Origin of the sequence: Streptomyces sp. NPDC020845, assembly GCF_044334165.1 — a bacterium.
GTDB lineage: Bacteria > Actinomycetota > Actinomycetes > Streptomycetales > Streptomycetaceae > Streptomyces.
In genome coordinates this window covers 38,458-53,206 of sequence record NZ_JBIRSJ010000005.1, presented here as the reverse complement: position 1 = coordinate 53,206, position 14,749 = coordinate 38,458, and the positions used below count along the sequence as shown (strand labels likewise).

Genomic DNA, 14,749 nt, shown 5'->3' with positions numbered 1-14,749 from the left:
GGCGAGCCGTCGGAAGCGGTGGACGACTGGCCGGGGGCGCAGTCCTCGGCCGCGTCCGGTTCGTACGGCGGTGGTTCGGGGGCGGGCCCTTCGGGCGGGCCCGCGGACCGCGAATCGGGTACGGATGACTGGCCGGGGTCCGGCGCGGCCAGTTCTGGTGCGATGGGTTCCGGAGCCGGGGCGTCCGCGGTGGGCGGTCCGGACGGCCGTGAGCCGGAACCGGTGGACGACTGGCCGGTGTCGGCCACGGCGTCCGGTGGCCATGGCGGCGGTTCCGGGGCGTCCGGGTCCGCGGCCGACGGTTCGGCCGAGCGTGGGGAAGACGACTGGCCGGGCGCCGGTGCGGCGGGTTCGGGTCCGTTCGCGCCCGGCGCCCCGGCGGGCACCCCGGGCGCCCCGGGCGCGCCGGACGCGGGCGCGCAGCCCTCGGACGACGCGTCACGCGGCGGGCAGCACGGCGCCGGGCCCGGGCCCGGGAGCCCCTGGGCCGCCCCCGCGGCGCCTCCGGGCCCCGCAGACCCCGCCCCTGCCCCCCCGGCGACACCGGCCGGCGGTACGCCGTGGGCCGGTGCCGACACCAACTCCGGGAGCGACGACAACGACCGCTCGGTCGCCCCGCCCGTCACGGTCTTCGCCCCGCCGCTCGCGGGCTCCGACGACGAGGACACCCCGGTGCCGGGCGTGCGGCCGGACGCCAAGACCGAGTTGCTGTCGGCGGGCAGCGCCCTGCCGCCCACGGCCATCGCGCCGGCCCTGGACATGCCGCCGCCCACCGGCGCGCCGGCCGCGGGCCCGGGCGCGCCTCCGGTGCCGCCTGGTGCGCCGCCCGTCGGTCCGTCGGTCCCGCCGCCGGGAGCGCACACTCCGCCTCCGCCGCCGTCCGGCCCCGGCGCTCCGGGCGCCCCAGCCGGAGGGTACGTACCGACCCAACTGGTCTCGGCGCTCGACTCCGAGAGCCTTGGCGGTCCGGGCGTGGGCCCGGGCGGTCCGCAGACGCCGCCCCCGCCGCCGGCACCGGGCGTCCCGGGCGCGGGCGCGACGCCTCCGCCGGGTGCTCCTGGTCAGCCGGGTGCGCCGGGTGTTCCTGGTGCTCCGGGTGGGGTGCATGCGGCGGCGACGATGCTTGCCGGTGGTCCGGGTGCGCCCGGCGTGCCGGGTATGCCGGGCCCGGGTGGTCCGCAGCCGCCCGGACCCCCTGGCGCTCCCGGCGCTCCCGGTGCGCCGGGTCAGCCCGGTATGTCGGGTCCGCAGCCGCCCGGTCCCCCCGGTCCTCCCGGTCCTCCCGGAGCTCCCGGTGTGCCCGGGGCCGTGGGCGGCCAGACACCCCCTCCACCGGGCCCGGTCGGCAACTTCCCCGGCCCGCCTGGGGCTCCGGGCGCGACGCCTCCGCCGGGTGCTCCTGGTCAGCCGGGTGCGCCGGGTGCGCCGGGTGCGCCGGGTGTTCCTGGTGCTCCGGGTGGGGTGCATGCGGCGGCGACGATGCTTGCCGGTGGTCCGGGTGCGCCCGGCGTGCCGGGTATGCCCGGTCCGGGTGGTCCGCAGCCGCCCGGTCCCCCCGGCGCTCCTGGCGCCCCGGGCGCTCCTGGCGCCCCGGGCCAGCCCGGTGTGCCCGGCCCTGGCGGTGCGCAGACGCCGCCTCCGCCGCCCGGCCCCGGGTACCCAGGTGGCCCCAGCGGCCCCGGTGGGGTGCACGCCGCCGCGACGATGCTCGCGGGCGGCACGCCTCCGCCCGGCATGCCCGGCCCGGGGACGCCTCCGCCTGGTATGCCCGGTCCCGGTATGCCGCCGCCCGGTGGCGGATACGCCTACCCCGCGCCGCCGTCCAGCCAGCCGACCGTCGGCCCCGGCTATATGGCGGTGCTGCGCTACCGCGCGCAGGACGGCTCCGAGCAGCAGCTCATCCGCCGTTCCGCGCCCGGCACCCCGCATCCCGAGTGGCAGATCCTGCACGAGCTACGCGTGATGAACGTCCCGCCGCACCAAGTGCTCGAGCTGCACACCGAGCTGGAGTCCTGCGATCTGCCCGGCGGCTACTGCGCGCGCATGATCAAGGAAACCTGGCCGCAGGTGCGGATCAGCCACACGGCGGCGTACGGGCGTGACCACGCGACCCGCCAGCAGGGCGTACGTCACCTCATCGAGCACCAGGGCGAGTTGCACCAGGTGGCGGACGGCCCGGCCCGCCCGGCCCCGAACCGGGTGCCGCTGCCGCACCCCAGCCAGGTGCAGCGGGTGGCCCCGGTGCCGCCGGAGGTGCTTGCGCAGGAGCTGATCCAGTCGTTCGGTCCGCAGGGCATCTTCCGTTTCGACCAGCGCGCGGTGTCGCGTATGGGCGTGCCGGACGTGGTCGCGCAGACGCTGGTCATGGCGGGGCTGCCGATGGACTTCGGACCGTTCTTCTGGGCGCAGGCCCAGCAAGGCCGCCCGGTGCCCACGCTCGCCGAGCTGGCCGCCGAGCGCGGGGTGCAGCCCGCGTCGGACGCGGGTTCGTACCTGGTCATGGGCAATGACTTCGGCCGTCAGCTGTGTGTGCAGTACGGCACGGCGCATATCGTCGCGGTGCCGGCGGAGGCGGGCCCCGGTGGTGCGCCCGTACCGCCGCAGTTTGTCAACTCCTCGCTGCCGGACTTCGTCCGCTGCCTGGCCCTGCTGGGCCGGATGTGGCGGCTGCGGTACGGGCTGACGCCGGAGCAGGCCGGCCGCTGGACGGTCGACTTCCAAGCGCAGCTGGCCTGCCTGGACCCGGCGGCGCTGTCCTCGCCGGACAACTGGTGGTCGGTGCTGCTGGAGCAGATGTGGGACGGTCTGCTCTGAGCGACCTCTGAGGCGAACAGCGGCAGAACATCAGGACCGAGGCGCCCGACCCCCGTGACGGGGCGGGCGCCTCGTCGTTGTGTTGTCCGGATCCGGTGTCGACGGCGGCAGCGACGTCAGGGGAGGGCATGACATCCCCGGCCGACGAAGATGGGCGGAGTGTCGCGTTATGTGCGATTAGCCGCGATCTATAAAGATGTGCGCCGGAGCGGTTGCATGCCGGACAAAAGGGGTTCCAAGGATGGGCGCATCGGTGTCACGTCAAGGTTTCACCATCGGCGGACGGGGCCGCGGCTACCGGCCCGAGCAAGTCGAACGCACTCTGGCGGAGTTGTCCGACGCGCGCGACGCGGCCTGGGAGCGCGCCGCGCGGCTCACGGTGCTCAGCAATGAACTCGCCGCCGAGGCGGAGCAGCTGCGCGAAGCGGTCGCCCAGCTGGCCCCCCAAACGTATGAATCCCTGGGCGACCGCGCCCGGCTGATCCTGTTCGCGTCCGAAGAGGAGGCCACGAGCATGCGGGCGCGCGCCGAGGCATCGGCGCAGGAGCTGTGGGACGCCGCGCGGGCCGCGGCCCGTACGGTCGAGCAGGCCGCCCGCGAGGAGGCCGAGCGGACCCGGGCCGTCGCCGAGGCCTCCGCCCGCTCGACGCTGGAGTCGGCCCAGGCGGATGTCGACGAACTGCGCGCCGCCTCGCGGCAGGACGCCAAGGAGTGGCGGACCGAAGCCCTGTCGGCACTGAAGGAGACGCGGCAGCGCAGCGCCGCCGTCCTGGCCGAGCAGGAGCGGGACCACGGCGAGCGGTGGGAGGCGGCGGGCCGGGAGATCGCCGAGCGGGAGGCCGCGATGGCCGCCGGGGTCGCCAAGCTGGAGGAGCGCGCGCAGCTGAAGCTCACCGAGGCCAAGCGGGAGTACGCGATGGCCGAACAGGCGGCGCGGCTGCGGCAGGAGGACGCCCAGGCGCAGGCGGCGGAGATCATCGCGCAGGCGCGGGCGCGGGAGGAGCGCCTGGAACGGGAGACGGAGCGGACGCTGCGCGAGCACGTCGAGCGGCGCGAAGAGCTCAAGTCGCATCTGGAGCACGTACGGGGCAGCCTGGCCGCGCTGACGGGCCGGCCGGTCGCCGAGGACGCGGGCTCCCCGCCGCGGCCGGAGGCGTAGTCGGCTTCCCGGGCGCCCCGCTACCCGGCCGACCCCGGCCAGACCGGGGAGCCCGCTACCCCGCTACCCGGCCGTCTGCGCCTGCTCGTCGGCGCCTTCCGTACCGTCCCGGCCTTCGGTGCCTCCGGCACCCGTCGCGCCCAGCTTCCCGTCCGGCCCGGTGGCCGTGCGGCGCGGGGCGAGGAACAGCAGCGCCAGCAGGGCCAGTACGGCGGCGCCCGCCGAGCCGACGTAGACGTGGTCGACGGCGGTGTCGACCGCGCGCCGCAGGTAGTCGGCGGCCTGGTCGGTGAGCGTGGCGGGGTGCTCCAGTGCGCGGGAGACCCCGTCGAGGTCGTCGGGCAGACCGGTGCGGATGGCGGGGGGCGCCTCGTCGAGGCGGGCGGCCAGGGTGGCGTTGGCGACGGCGCCGAAGACGGCCGCTCCCACGCACTGGCCGACCAGCCGGCAGAAGAGGATCGAGGCGGTCGCGGTGCCGCGTTCGGCCCAGCGGACGGAGGACTGGACCCAGATGATCAGCGGTAGCTGGAAGAGGCCGAGGGCCGCGCCGAGCGCCAGCATGATCAGCGCGGGCTGCCAGGCCGCGTCCGGGTTCGCGCCGGGGTAGGGGAGCAGCGGGAAGGCGAGCAGGACCAGTGCCGCGAACGCGATACCGGTGATGGCACAGCGCCGGAAGCCGATCCGGTTGTAGACGCGGCTGCTCAGCGCGGCCGATATCGGCCAGCTGAGCGTCATGGCCGACAGTACGAATCCGGCCGCGATCGGGCCGAGCCCCAGGACCGACTGGCCGTAGGTGGGCAGGAAGACGGTGGGGGCGATCATCAGCAGGCCCAGCGCGCCGAGCGCGAGGTTGACGGCCGAGATCGTACGGCGGCGCCAGACCCAGCCCGGAATGATCGGTTCGGCGGCGCGGCGCTCGATGAACACGGTCGCGGCCGCGCATGCCGCGCTGCCCGCCAACAGCGCGAGCGAGGGCGCGGACAGCCAGGCCCAGGCCACTCCGCCCTGTACGAGGGCGGTCAGCAGCAGCCCGCCGGTCGCGAAGATCGCGAGCGCGCCGGCCCAGTCCACGCCGGCGCCGCGTGCCCCGTCCCGGTTCGGCTCGTGCAGATGGCGGACGATCAGCAGCAGCGCCACGGCGCCGACCGGCAGGTTGATCAGGAAGATCCAGCGCCAGTCGGTGTAGCCGGCGAGCAGGCCGCCGATGACCGGGCCCGCCACGGCGGACAGGGCCCATACGGAGGAGAGCCTGGCCTGGATCTTGGGGCGCTCCTCGAGCGGGTAGAGGTCGGCGGCGATGACCTGTACGGTGCCCTGCAGCGCGCCGCCGCCGAGGCCCTGGACGACGCGGAAGGCGATGAGGGAGCCCATGTTCCAGGCGCCCGCGCACAGCAGCGAGCCCACCAGGAAGAGCACGATCCCGAAGAGCAGGACGGGCTTGCGGCCGAAGGTGTCGGAGATCTTGCCGTAGACCGGCAGGCTGACCGTGACGGCGAGCAGATAGCCGGAGAACAGCCAGGAGAAGACGGAGAAACCGCCGAGGTCGCCCACGATCTGGGGGATCGCGGTGGAGATGACGGTGGAGTCGAGCGCGGCGAGCGCCATGCCGAGCATCAGCGCGGCGGCGACGGGGCGGCGGCGGATCGGGGGTGAGAGGGCCGTCTCGGGGGTGGGTGGTCCGGTGTCCGCGTCCGTCCGCCTCCGTGCGGTGCCGCCCACCGTGTGCGCTCCTTCCCCCGGCCGAGCCGGGTCCGGGGCTCGGCCGCCAAGTCCGTTGTAATACCCACGATTCCACAAGGGATCGGGGGAAGGGAAGCGGGCGTCCGCCCCCTGGAACAGCGGACTTGATCCTTCCGTAACGTCAGGGTGCAGTCTGGACCCCGAGACGGGGTACGCCTGAGGTCTCATTCCCCTTAGGGGTCATCCACCCGTTCCTCCTACCCGGGGTTCGTACTGGCGGAGGAGGAAGGCGACCTGCGGCGCTTCTAGGGTAACTATGGCCGACCTGACCGAGAGGGTAGGGCTAGCACCCCCATCGATACGGAGCCAGGCACCATCGCGACACCCCTCACGCCTGGATCACCCTTGAGGTACGCGGGCGGAGGACCCCGGCTCGCGGCACGACGCGCAGTAGAAGCAGAAGACGACATAGGAGAGTCACCGTGACAACCGCTGTATCGATTCCCAAGACCGGGGGCAGTGGAGGACATACGGCTGTTGCCGCCCGCGCGCGCCAGGTCGTCAAGGCGTACGGCTCCGGCGAGACCCGTGTGGTCGCGCTGGACCATGTGGACGTCGACATAGCTCGCGGGCAGTTCACCGCGATCATGGGCCCGTCGGGCTCCGGCAAGTCGACCCTCATGCACTGCCTCGCCGGCCTCGACACCGTGACCTCCGGTCAGATCTTCGTCGACGAGACGGAGATCACGGGGCTCAAGGACAAGAAGCTCACCCAGCTGCGCCGCGACCGGATCGGCTTTATCTTCCAGGCGTTCAACCTCCTCCCCACCCTCAACGCGATCGAGAACATCACGCTGCCCATGGACATCGCGGGCCGTAAGCCGGACCGCGCCTGGCTGGACCGGGTGGTGGAGACGGTGGGGCTCGCCGAGCGGCTCAAGCACCGGCCGAACCAGCTCTCCGGCGGTCAGCAGCAGCGCGTCGCCGTGGCGCGCGCCCTCGCCGCCCGCCCCGAGATCATCTTCGGTGACGAGCCCACCGGAAACCTGGACTCCCGGGCCGGCGCCGAGGTGCTGGGCTTCCTGCGGCGCTCGGTGGACGAGCTGGGCCAGACCATCGTGATGGTCACCCATGACCCGGTCGCCGCCGCGTACGCCAACCGGGTGCTGTATCTGGCCGACGGCCGGATCGTCGACGAGATGTACAACCCCACCGCCGAGCTGGTGCTGGAGCGGATGAAGAGCTTCGATGCGCGCGGGCGGGTGTCATGACCGTCCTCAAGACCTCGATGCGCAATTTCTTCGCGCACAAGGGACGCATGGCGCTCTCGGCCATCGCCGTCCTGCTGTCGGTGGCCTTCGTCTGCGGCACGCTCGTCTTCACCGACACCACCAACGCCACCTTCGACCAGCTCTTCGCGAGCACCAGCTCCGATGTCTCGGTCAAGCCGAAGGAGGAGGGCGGCAGCAACAACGGCCCCCAGACCGGCAAGATCGAGACGGTGCCCGGGACACGGCTCGCCGAGCTGAAGAAGGTCCAGGGCGTCAAGTCGGTGGCCGGTGAGATCAGCACCGAGACCGTCACCGTCGTCGACAAGAACAACGACGACATCGGCCCGAAGTCCGGCGCCCCCACCGTCGCCACCAACTGGGACCCGACCGAGCTGCTGGCGGTGGACCTCACCTCCGGCCATGAGCCGCGCGGCCCCACCGAGGTGATGCTCGACGCCGACACGGCCAAGAACAAGCACCTGAAGATCGGTGACGAACTGCGGCTCATCGCCGTGCCCGGCGAGTTCCGCGCCAAGATCGTCGGCCTGACGACCTTCAAGGTGACCAACCCCGGCGCCACCATCGTCTACACGGACACCGCCACCGCGCAGAGCAAGCTGCTCGGCCGCCCCGACGCGTACACCAGCTTCGCGCTGACCGCCCAGCCCGGCGTCAGCAACGACCAGCTGAAGAAGAACGTGGTCGCGGCCATCGGCGACGGCTACAAGGTGCAGACGAAGGACGAGTCCGCCGAGGAGGGCAAGGACGACATCGGCTCGTTCCTCGACATCATGAAGTACGCGATGCTCGGCTTCGCCGGGATCGCCGTGCTGGTCGGCATCTTCCTCATCGTCAACACCTTCTCGATGCTGGTCGCCCAGCGCACCCGCGAGATCGGCCTGATGCGGGCCATCGGCTCCAGCCGCAAGCAGGTCAACCGCTCGGTGCTGATCGAGGCGCTGCTGCTCGGCGTCGTCGGCTCGGTGCTCGGCGTCCTGGGCGGTATCGGCCTCGCCGTCGGGCTGATGAAGTTCATGGGCAGCCAGGGCCTGAACATCAGCACCGACCAGCTGACGGTCAAGCCCGCCACGCCCATCATCGGCCTCACCATCGGCATCGTCGTCACCGTGATCGCCGCGTACATCCCCGCCCGCCGCGCCGGGAAGATCTCCCCGATGGCGGCCCTGCGGGACGCGGGCACCCCGGCGGACGCCAAGGCCGGCCGGATCCGGGGCGCGATCGGTGTGCTGCTCACGGGGGCGGGCGTGGCGGCCCTGGTCGCCGCGGCGAACGCGGACAAGGCGACCGATGGGGCGATGCTCCTGGGCCTGGGCGTGCTGCTGACCCTGATCGGCTTCATCGTCATCGGCCCGCTGCTGGCCGGCCTGGTGGTCCGGGTGCTGGCCGCCGTCATCCTGCGGATCTTCGGCCCGGTCGGCCGGATGGCCGAGCGGAACGCGCTGCGCAATCCCCGGCGTACCGGCGCCACCGGCGCCGCGCTGATGATCGGCCTCGCGCTGGTCGCCTGTCTGTCGGTGGTCGGCTCCTCGATGGTCGCCTCGGCCAGCGATGAGCTCGACAAGTCGGTCGGCGCGGACTTCATCGTCCAGTCGGACGGCGGTAAGCCGATCACCGGGGACGTCGTGAAGGCGGTGCACGCGGCGAAGGGCCTGGACCACGTCACCGACGTGAAGAACCTCAACGACACCAAGATCACCACGCCCGACGGCAAGACCAGCACCGACAATCTGGTCGCCGCCGACCCGAAGTTCGCGGACGATCTGCGCACCCCGGTCGTCGACGGCACGCTCGCCGACGCCTACGGCAAGGACGCCATCTCGGTGTCCGAGGACTTCGCCAAGGACCACAAGGTGAAGAAGGGCGACACCCTCACCGTCACCTTCGTGGGCGGCAAGACGGCGGCCAAGCTCAAGGTCGCCGCCATCACCTCGGACGACACCTCGCTCAACAAGGGCGCCAAGTACCTGAACATCACCACCGCCGAGCGCTATATCCCGGCCGACAGGATGCCGGTGAACGCGATGATGCTCGCGGCCGCCAAGGACGGCCAGGAGAAGGCGGCCTACGCCTCCCTCAAGGCCCAGCTGGACGAGTACCCGCAGGTCAAGGTCCGTGACCAGACCGACTACAAGAAGATGATGAAGGATCAGATCGGGCAGCTGCTCAACCTGGTCTACGGTCTGCTGGCGCTCGCCATCATCGTCGCCGTCCTCGGTGTGGTGAACACCCTGGCGCTGTCGGTCGTCGAGCGGACCCGGGAGATCGGCTTGATGCGCGCCATCGGCCTGTCGCGCCGTCAGCTGCGTCGCATGATCCGCCTGGAGTCGGTCGTGATCGCGCTGTTCGGCGCCCTGCTGGGCCTCGGCCTCGGCATGGGCTGGGGTGCGACGGCGCAGAAGCTGCTGGCGCTCGAGGGTCTGAAGACCCTTGAGATCCCGTGGTCGACGATCATCACGGTCTTCATCGGCTCGGCCGTGGTGGGTCTGGTCGCCGCCCTGCTTCCGGCCTTCCGGGCGGGCCGGATGAACGTGCTGAACGCCATAGCCACGGAGTAAGCCCCCACTGCGTAGGACGCTGCCGAACCACCACCAGGCCACTGCCCCTTCGTGGGGGTGAGGGGCAGAGGAGCCCGGCCCGGCGCGCTCGAAGAGAGCGCGCCGGGCCGGGCGCTTTTGGGCTGCGAAGCCTCGTGTCAGGACGTGTAGTCGGCGTTGACGCGTACGTAGCCCGCCGACAGATCGCAGCCGTAGACGGTGGCGGCGGCCTCGCCGAGGCCCAGGGAGACCGAGATGTCGACCTCGCTCTGCCGCATGAGTTCGGTGAGCCGGTCCAGGGTGTCCGCCTCGGGCTCCTCTGGGTAGACCTCGATGCCGCCGAAGCGCACGCTCACCTTGGCCGGTTCGATGTCGGTGTCGTCGGTGTTCTTGCCGATGGCCATCAGGACCCGCCCCCAGTTGGGGTCCGCCCCGTGCACGGCCGTCTTGACCAGCGGCGAGTTCACCACGCTCTTCGCCACCCGCTTGGCCTGTGCGCGGTCCCCCGCCCCGTCGACGGTGACGCGGAGCAGCTTGGTGGCGCCCTCCCCGTCCATGGCCATCTGCAGGGTCAGATCCAGGCACACCTCGGCGAGCGCGGCGGCGAACTCGACCTGGTCGACCGGCCCCGCCGCGCCGTTGGCGAGCACGGCCACCGTGTCGGAGGTCGAGGTGTCGGTGTCCACACTCAGACAGTTGAAGCTGCGGTCCACCGCCCCGCGCAGCGCGGCGTCCAGCGCATCGGGTGCGATAGCGGCGTCGGTGAAGAGATAGGCCAGCATCGTGGCCATATTGGGCTCCAGCATCCCGACGCCCTTGGCGACGCCGACGATCCGCGCCGCCCCGACCGAGCGCGCACTGGTCTTGGGCCGGGTGTCGGTGGTCATCATCGCCCGGGCCACCCGCTCGGTCCCGGCGTCGAAGGCGGCGGCGCCCTGGGCGAGATGCGGCTGGTCCAGATGCGTACGGATGGCGTCCATCGGCAACGGGCGCCCGATCACCCCGGTGGAGCCGATGAGCACCTCGCTCTCCGCGACCCCCAGAATCCCCGCGACGCGTTCGACCACCTCGGCGGCGTTCCGCTCCCCCTCCTTGCCGGTGGCCACATTGGCGTTCTGGGCCAGGGTGACCACCGCCCGCAGCCGCCGTCCGGCGGCATGCCGGCGGCTGAGCACCACGGCCGGGCCCGCGAAGCGGCTGAGGGTGAACATCGCGGCGCTGACGGCGGGCCGGTCCGAGGCGATGATCGAGATGTCGTCGCCGCTGTCGCGGATGCCGCCGTGGCCGGTGTAGGCGTGGAAGCCGAGAGGCCAGGCCGGCGGGGCGGAGGCACCAAGGGATACCAGAGGTGCATGACTATTCTGCATATTGAATATATTTGCATCGATGGTCGGGTCGGTCCAGCGGATATTTCACGGTCGCTCAGAGCCCGGACGACGCCCCGGCCGCGCGCAGTGCCTCCGCGATGGCGGAGCGGATCCCGTCGCCGTACGGACCTTCCGGTACGTCGTCGACGCGGGCGGCGGCCAGCGCGAGGTGTTCGCGGGCCTTGTCGGGCTCGCCGAGCGCCCGGTACGCCGTGAACATGGTCAGGTGCAGGGAGGCGTGGAAGCCTCGGACACGGTCGTCGCCCACTGCGTCGGCGCGGTCCAGGCACTGCTGGTTCCAGTGCAGCGTCCCCTCGGGGGTCGGCTGGTGACGGGCGAGATAGTGGGCGGCCACACAGGCCTCGTAGTCGTCGGCAGCGGTGTCCCAGGCCCGCTGGAACAGGGCGCGGGCGTCCTCGTTCCTGCCTTCGGCCTCGGCGGTCATGCCCTGGACGCACAGGCGGACGACGGGGTTCTCGGGATCCACGGTCATTCGGCCCTTTCTAGGTGGTGGTCGTGCCGCGGACCGGCATGACCAGGGTGGTGAAGCTCCCCTGGTCGGCGGAGCGGACGACGACAGGCCGGGCCTCGGAGGCGACCTCCAGCAGCACATCGGGCCCGACGCTCGCGTCGAGCGCAGGCAGCAGGACGCCGGGGTCGAAGGCGATCCGCAGTGGCGGCCCCGTACAGATCGCGCGCAGCGCGGTCGCGCCGGGTTCTTCGGGGTTCTCGGGTTTCTCTGGTGAGATCAGGAGGTCGTCCCCGGCGGCGGTGAGGGTGATCGCCCGGTGGCCGGTGTCCAGGCGGTCCGCGACGGCCCGCCGTAGCCCGCCCCGGTCGGCGATCACCCGGTGCCGGGCGGCCCCGAGGTCGTCCAGCACCATCCGGTATGCGGGAAACACCTCGTCGGAGCCCACCAGCTCCCGGCACTCGCCGCCGCCCCGTACGCGGGCCTGCCGCCCCTCGACCTCCACGGTCACCTCGGGCAGCCGCCGGGCCCAGGCCGCCGTCTCCGTCAACTCGTCGATGTCCAACAGCAGTTCGCACGGCTCGCCCGCGATCGACAGCGGCCGGAGCGCCCGTACGGCCAGCCGGTAGCGGTCCGTGGCCACCAGCCGGAACTCCTCGCCGTCGATCTCGACCAGTACGCGGCCGAGCACCGGGAACTCCTCCCGGGCCGCACCCGCCGCCACCGCCGAGCCCACCTGCCGCACCGCGCCCGCCAGCTCGGCCCCGCCGATGCTGACCTCGGCGCGGCGGGTGCCCCCGGGCAGCGCGCGCAGGATCTCCTCGAGCGCCGCGCGGGCCGCCGCGGCCGACTCCCTCGTCCGGCCCAGATGAGCCCGCAGCACCTCGCGGGCCTCCTCGTACGGCCCGTCCAGCACGGCCGTCGCATCGACCAGCGGCAGCTCGGCCTCCCGCAGCCGGCGCAGCAGCGCGGCGCGCGGCTGCTGCGCCTGGGCGTAGTAGCGGTAGCCGGTCGCCGTGTCCACGTGGGCGGGGAGCAGCACCGCGCAGTCGCCGTAGAACCGCAGCGCGCTCGGCGCCAGCCCCACCCGCCGGGCGAAGGCGCCGATGCTCAGCAGGCCCTCGGTGCCTCCGACGTTCTCGGCAGCGTCCTTGTCGTCCATGGGCGTGATTGTTGGGCTTCATGCGGCTTGAAGGTCAAGAAAACTCCTCGCGGGGGAGGCGATGAGTTCCGTCGGGCCGGGCGGTCCTACAAGCAGCACCATTCCGTAGGGAGATCATCATGACCGACAGCACCAAGGGCACCCGCATCACCGAGCTGGGCAGGGTGGCCGTTCCGGTGTCCGACCAGGACCGGGCGCTGGACTTCTACGTCGGCACGCTCGGCTTCGAGAAGCGCGCGGACGTCCCCTTCGGCGACGGCCACCGCTGGATCGAGGTGGCGCCGGTCGGCGGCGCGGCCGCGATCTCGCTGGTCCTGCCGATGGAGGGGCAGTCGCCGGGCGTCGAGACCGGCATCATTCTGACCAGTGAGGACATCGACGCCGACCATGCCGCGCTGCGGGACCGCGGTGTCGACGCGGACGAGGAGGTCCAGCGATGGGGCGACCCCGTGCCGCCGATGTTCAGCTTCCGTGACCCGGACGGCAACAAGTTCATGATCGTGCAGTGATTCAGTCCCTGCGGTGATTCAGTCCCTGCGGTGATTCAGTCTCGGGGGAGCAGTGTGCCCAGCGGGCCGAGGTCCAGGTTGAGGTCTTCGGGGCGCAGGCCGTGCTGGGCGCACAGCTCCGCCATGCGCTGGTCCAGGAGCATCAGCGTGGTGCCGATGCGCTCGATCTGCTCGTCGCCGAGTCCGCCGGCGTCGATCCGGCGCAGGGCCTGGCGTTCCATCAGCTGTCGAAGGAGTTCGACGACGGTCAGGACGAGGGCGACCAGGTCGCGGCCCACCGTGTCGGCGTCGAGGTCGACCCTGCCGCCGCCGGTCACAGCGGGCCGCCGTCGGTCCAGGGGGCGGGGACGCGTTCGTTGACCGAGGAGAGCAGGGCGTGCAGGGAGAGGCGTACGAGGGGCACCTCGGCGATGGCGATGACCACGTCGCCGCTGATGACGACCCCGGTGGCCAGCACCCGGTCGAGCAGGTCCACCAGCGGCACACCGATCGGTCCGTGCGCTTCCGCGGGGCCGGTTCCCCAGGTGGCGATGGTCATCGGGGGACGCCCCCGTCGGGTCCGTCGGCGAAGGAGTACGGGGCCCACGGGCCCGAGAGCTCGATCTGGACGGCCGTCTCCTCCCGGCGCAGGGCTTCCAGCGCGGCGCGCAGTTCGCTCTCGCGGGCGCTGTCGATCAGGTAGGCGGCGTTGAGTACGTGGGTGCGGTGCGCCCCGGTGACCTCGACCCCGTGCGGGCGCAGCCGCCGGGCGGCCACGGCGAGGCCGCGTACCACCGCGTCCACCCGTTCCGCGCCCTGGAGCGCCTCGTTCTGGCGCTGCTCGCGGCCCTGGTGCCGGCTGCGTACGCGGTCGAGATAGGCCCGCCCGCCGCCCGCCGCGGCGCCGGGTGTCGGGGAGGGAGCGGGGGAGGAGGCCGGGGGTGCGGGGGCGGTGTAGACCTTAACCCCCCACTCGACGCGGCCGGTGAACCGGCCGAGGGCGGCGAGGAAGGACTCCTCCTTCTCGCGCAGGGCGGCGCGGACCCGTGCGTCGCCGAGATAGAGCGTGGCGAAGGGCAGCGGCACGGTCGGTGTGACGGCCGACGCCGCCATGATCACCTCATGGTGGGCGCGGGCGCAGCGCTCCAGCTCGTCGCGGTCGGTGAGCCTTTGCCGCAGGGCGTCCTCCGCGAAGTCGACGGCGGACACGTCCTGGACCACGGCGGTGAGCGGGCCCGCGGCGAGCGTACGGACCGGGGCGGCGTCGTCGAGCCCCGGGAGCCCGACCAGGGCGGCGGGGTCACACCGTCGGCAGACGGCGAAGGCGTAGGTGACCGTGGGGAGCTGACCGGGCGTCTGCTCGCGGGTCCGCTCGGGGGGCCGTTGGGGGGACTGCTCGTTGTGCTGCTCGGACGTCATCCGTCCCTCCTTTCCTCACCGCCGACGGGGCTCAGCTCCCCCACGTCGCCGCCGGATTCCAGCGCCTCCAGGCGGCTGCGCAACTGTGCGTTCTCCTCGGCGAGGGCGTCGCGCGCGGCGCGGGAGGAGAGCGCCGGATCGGTCTCCCACCAGTCGATTCCGGCCCTGCGGGCGGTGTCGACCGACGACACGAACAACCGGAGCCGGATGGTGAGCAGTTCGATGTCGAGCAGGTCGATCTTGATGTCGCCGGCGATGACGATGCCCTTGTCGAGCACCCGTTCCAGGATCTCGGCGAGGTTGGCGGTGGGCGGGGCCGTGCCCAGGGGGGTCCTGCCCGTCAGCTCGGGATCAATCACGGCCGC

13 protein-coding genes are annotated in these 14,749 nt (G+C 72.5%); 5 read left to right on the top strand and 8 right to left on the bottom strand.

Annotated elements, in window-relative coordinates; all coding sequences use genetic code 11:
* The first annotated feature begins 162 nt into the window (after positions 1 to 162).
* Positions 163 to 2,814: an SUKH-4 family immunity protein gene (locus tag ACH4U7_RS13165; RefSeq protein WP_398528509.1), complete on the top strand. Its 2,652-nt coding sequence runs from the start codon at positions 163 to 165 to the stop codon at positions 2,812 to 2,814.
* Positions 2,815 to 3,055: 241 nt separating this feature from the next.
* On the top strand, positions 3,056 to 3,973 hold the full coding sequence (locus tag ACH4U7_RS13160) for a cellulose-binding protein (protein WP_398528051.1): 918 nt from the start codon (positions 3,056 to 3,058) through the stop codon (positions 3,971 to 3,973).
* 63 nt (positions 3,974 to 4,036) lie between these two features.
* On the opposite strand, the gene ACH4U7_RS13155 is transcribed toward ACH4U7_RS13160, so the two are convergent.
* Positions 4,037 to 5,692 (bottom strand): MFS transporter, encoded by a 1,656-nt coding sequence (locus tag ACH4U7_RS13155; protein ID WP_398528050.1) that lies wholly within the window; start codon positions 5,690 to 5,692, stop codon positions 4,037 to 4,039.
* A gap of 443 nt (positions 5,693 to 6,135) precedes the next feature.
* Between ACH4U7_RS13155 and ACH4U7_RS13150 the strand changes: the two genes are divergently transcribed.
* Both ACH4U7_RS13150 and ACH4U7_RS13145 read left to right on the top strand, forming a co-directional pair.
* Positions 6,136 to 6,924 carry an ABC transporter ATP-binding protein gene (locus ACH4U7_RS13150; RefSeq protein WP_398528049.1) on the top strand — a complete coding sequence of 263 codons (789 nt, stop codon included), beginning with the start codon at positions 6,136 to 6,138 and terminating at the stop codon, positions 6,922 to 6,924.
* Positions 6,921 to 9,500: an ABC transporter permease gene (locus ACH4U7_RS13145; protein WP_398528048.1), complete on the top strand. Its 2,580-nt coding sequence runs from the start codon at positions 6,921 to 6,923 to the stop codon at positions 9,498 to 9,500. The genes ACH4U7_RS13150 and ACH4U7_RS13145 overlap by 4 nt, the downstream gene beginning before the upstream one ends.
* A gap of 137 nt (positions 9,501 to 9,637) precedes the next feature.
* On the opposite strand, the gene argJ is transcribed toward ACH4U7_RS13145, so the two are convergent.
* From argJ to ACH4U7_RS13130, 3 genes are read right to left on the bottom strand one after another with little or no spacing between them, the layout of a single operon-like run.
* Positions 9,638 to 10,846, bottom strand: a complete 1,209-nt coding sequence (argJ, locus tag ACH4U7_RS13140) for a bifunctional glutamate N-acetyltransferase/amino-acid acetyltransferase ArgJ (protein ID WP_398528047.1) — start codon at positions 10,844 to 10,846, stop codon at positions 9,638 to 9,640.
* A 55-nt stretch (positions 10,847 to 10,901) separates the two neighbouring features.
* The gene (locus tag ACH4U7_RS13135; RefSeq protein ID WP_398528046.1) at positions 10,902 to 11,339 is read right to left on the bottom strand and encodes a hypothetical protein; all 438 of its coding nucleotides are present in this window, start codon (positions 11,337 to 11,339) and stop codon (positions 10,902 to 10,904) included.
* Positions 11,340 to 11,349: 10 nt separating this feature from the next.
* Complete coding sequence (locus tag ACH4U7_RS13130) at positions 11,350 to 12,477, bottom strand: MerR family transcriptional regulator (RefSeq protein WP_398528045.1); 1,128 nt, start codon at positions 12,475 to 12,477, stop codon at positions 11,350 to 11,352.
* Positions 12,478 to 12,596: 119 nt separating this feature from the next.
* Between ACH4U7_RS13130 and ACH4U7_RS13125 the strand changes: the two genes are divergently transcribed.
* A complete protein-coding gene (locus ACH4U7_RS13125; protein ID WP_385619141.1) occupies positions 12,597 to 12,986 on the top strand; it encodes a VOC family protein in 390 nt (129 codons plus the stop codon).
* A gap of 35 nt (positions 12,987 to 13,021) precedes the next feature.
* On the opposite strand, the gene ACH4U7_RS13120 is transcribed toward ACH4U7_RS13125, so the two are convergent.
* From ACH4U7_RS13120 to ACH4U7_RS13105, 4 genes are read right to left on the bottom strand one after another with little or no spacing between them, the layout of a single operon-like run.
* Positions 13,022 to 13,303 carry a gas vesicle protein K gene (locus ACH4U7_RS13120; protein ID WP_398528044.1) on the bottom strand — a complete coding sequence of 94 codons (282 nt, stop codon included), beginning with the start codon at positions 13,301 to 13,303 and terminating at the stop codon, positions 13,022 to 13,024.
* Positions 13,300 to 13,524: a gas vesicle protein gene (locus ACH4U7_RS13115; protein WP_398528043.1), complete on the bottom strand. Its 225-nt coding sequence runs from the start codon at positions 13,522 to 13,524 to the stop codon at positions 13,300 to 13,302. Before ACH4U7_RS13115 ends, ACH4U7_RS13120 begins: the two co-directional genes overlap by 4 nt.
* The gene (locus ACH4U7_RS13110; RefSeq protein ID WP_398528042.1) at positions 13,521 to 14,384 is read right to left on the bottom strand and encodes a GvpL/GvpF family gas vesicle protein; all 864 of its coding nucleotides are present in this window, start codon (positions 14,382 to 14,384) and stop codon (positions 13,521 to 13,523) included. The genes ACH4U7_RS13115 and ACH4U7_RS13110 overlap by 4 nt, the downstream gene beginning before the upstream one ends.
* Positions 14,381 to 14,743 (bottom strand): gas vesicle protein, encoded by a 363-nt coding sequence (locus tag ACH4U7_RS13105; RefSeq protein ID WP_398528041.1) that lies wholly within the window; start codon positions 14,741 to 14,743, stop codon positions 14,381 to 14,383. The genes ACH4U7_RS13110 and ACH4U7_RS13105 overlap by 4 nt, the downstream gene beginning before the upstream one ends.
* Between the last annotated feature and the right edge of the window lie 6 nt (positions 14,744 to 14,749).

Coding starts and splice junctions, on each gene's coding strand:
- ACH4U7_RS13165 (WP_398528509.1), top strand. CDS start 163: ATGGGTTCCGGAGCCGGGGCGTCCGCGGTGGGCGGTCCGGACGGCCGT.
- ACH4U7_RS13160 (WP_398528051.1), top strand. CDS start 3,056: ATGGGCGCATCGGTGTCACGTCAAGGTTTCACCATCGGCGGACGGGGC.
- ACH4U7_RS13145 (WP_398528048.1), top strand. CDS start 6,921: ATGACCGTCCTCAAGACCTCGATGCGCAATTTCTTCGCGCACAAGGGA.
- argJ (WP_398528047.1), bottom strand. CDS start 10,846: ATGCAGAATAGTCATGCACCTCTGGTATCCCTTGGTGCCTCCGCCCCG.
- ACH4U7_RS13135 (WP_398528046.1), bottom strand. CDS start 11,339: ATGACCGTGGATCCCGAGAACCCCGTCGTCCGCCTGTGCGTCCAGGGC.
- ACH4U7_RS13130 (WP_398528045.1), bottom strand. CDS start 12,477: ATGGACGACAAGGACGCTGCCGAGAACGTCGGAGGCACCGAGGGCCTG.
- ACH4U7_RS13125 (WP_385619141.1), top strand. CDS start 12,597: ATGACCGACAGCACCAAGGGCACCCGCATCACCGAGCTGGGCAGGGTG.
- ACH4U7_RS13115 (WP_398528043.1), bottom strand. CDS start 13,524: ATGACCATCGCCACCTGGGGAACCGGCCCCGCGGAAGCGCACGGACCG.
- ACH4U7_RS13110 (WP_398528042.1), bottom strand. CDS start 14,384: ATGACGTCCGAGCAGCACAACGAGCAGTCCCCCCAACGGCCCCCCGAG.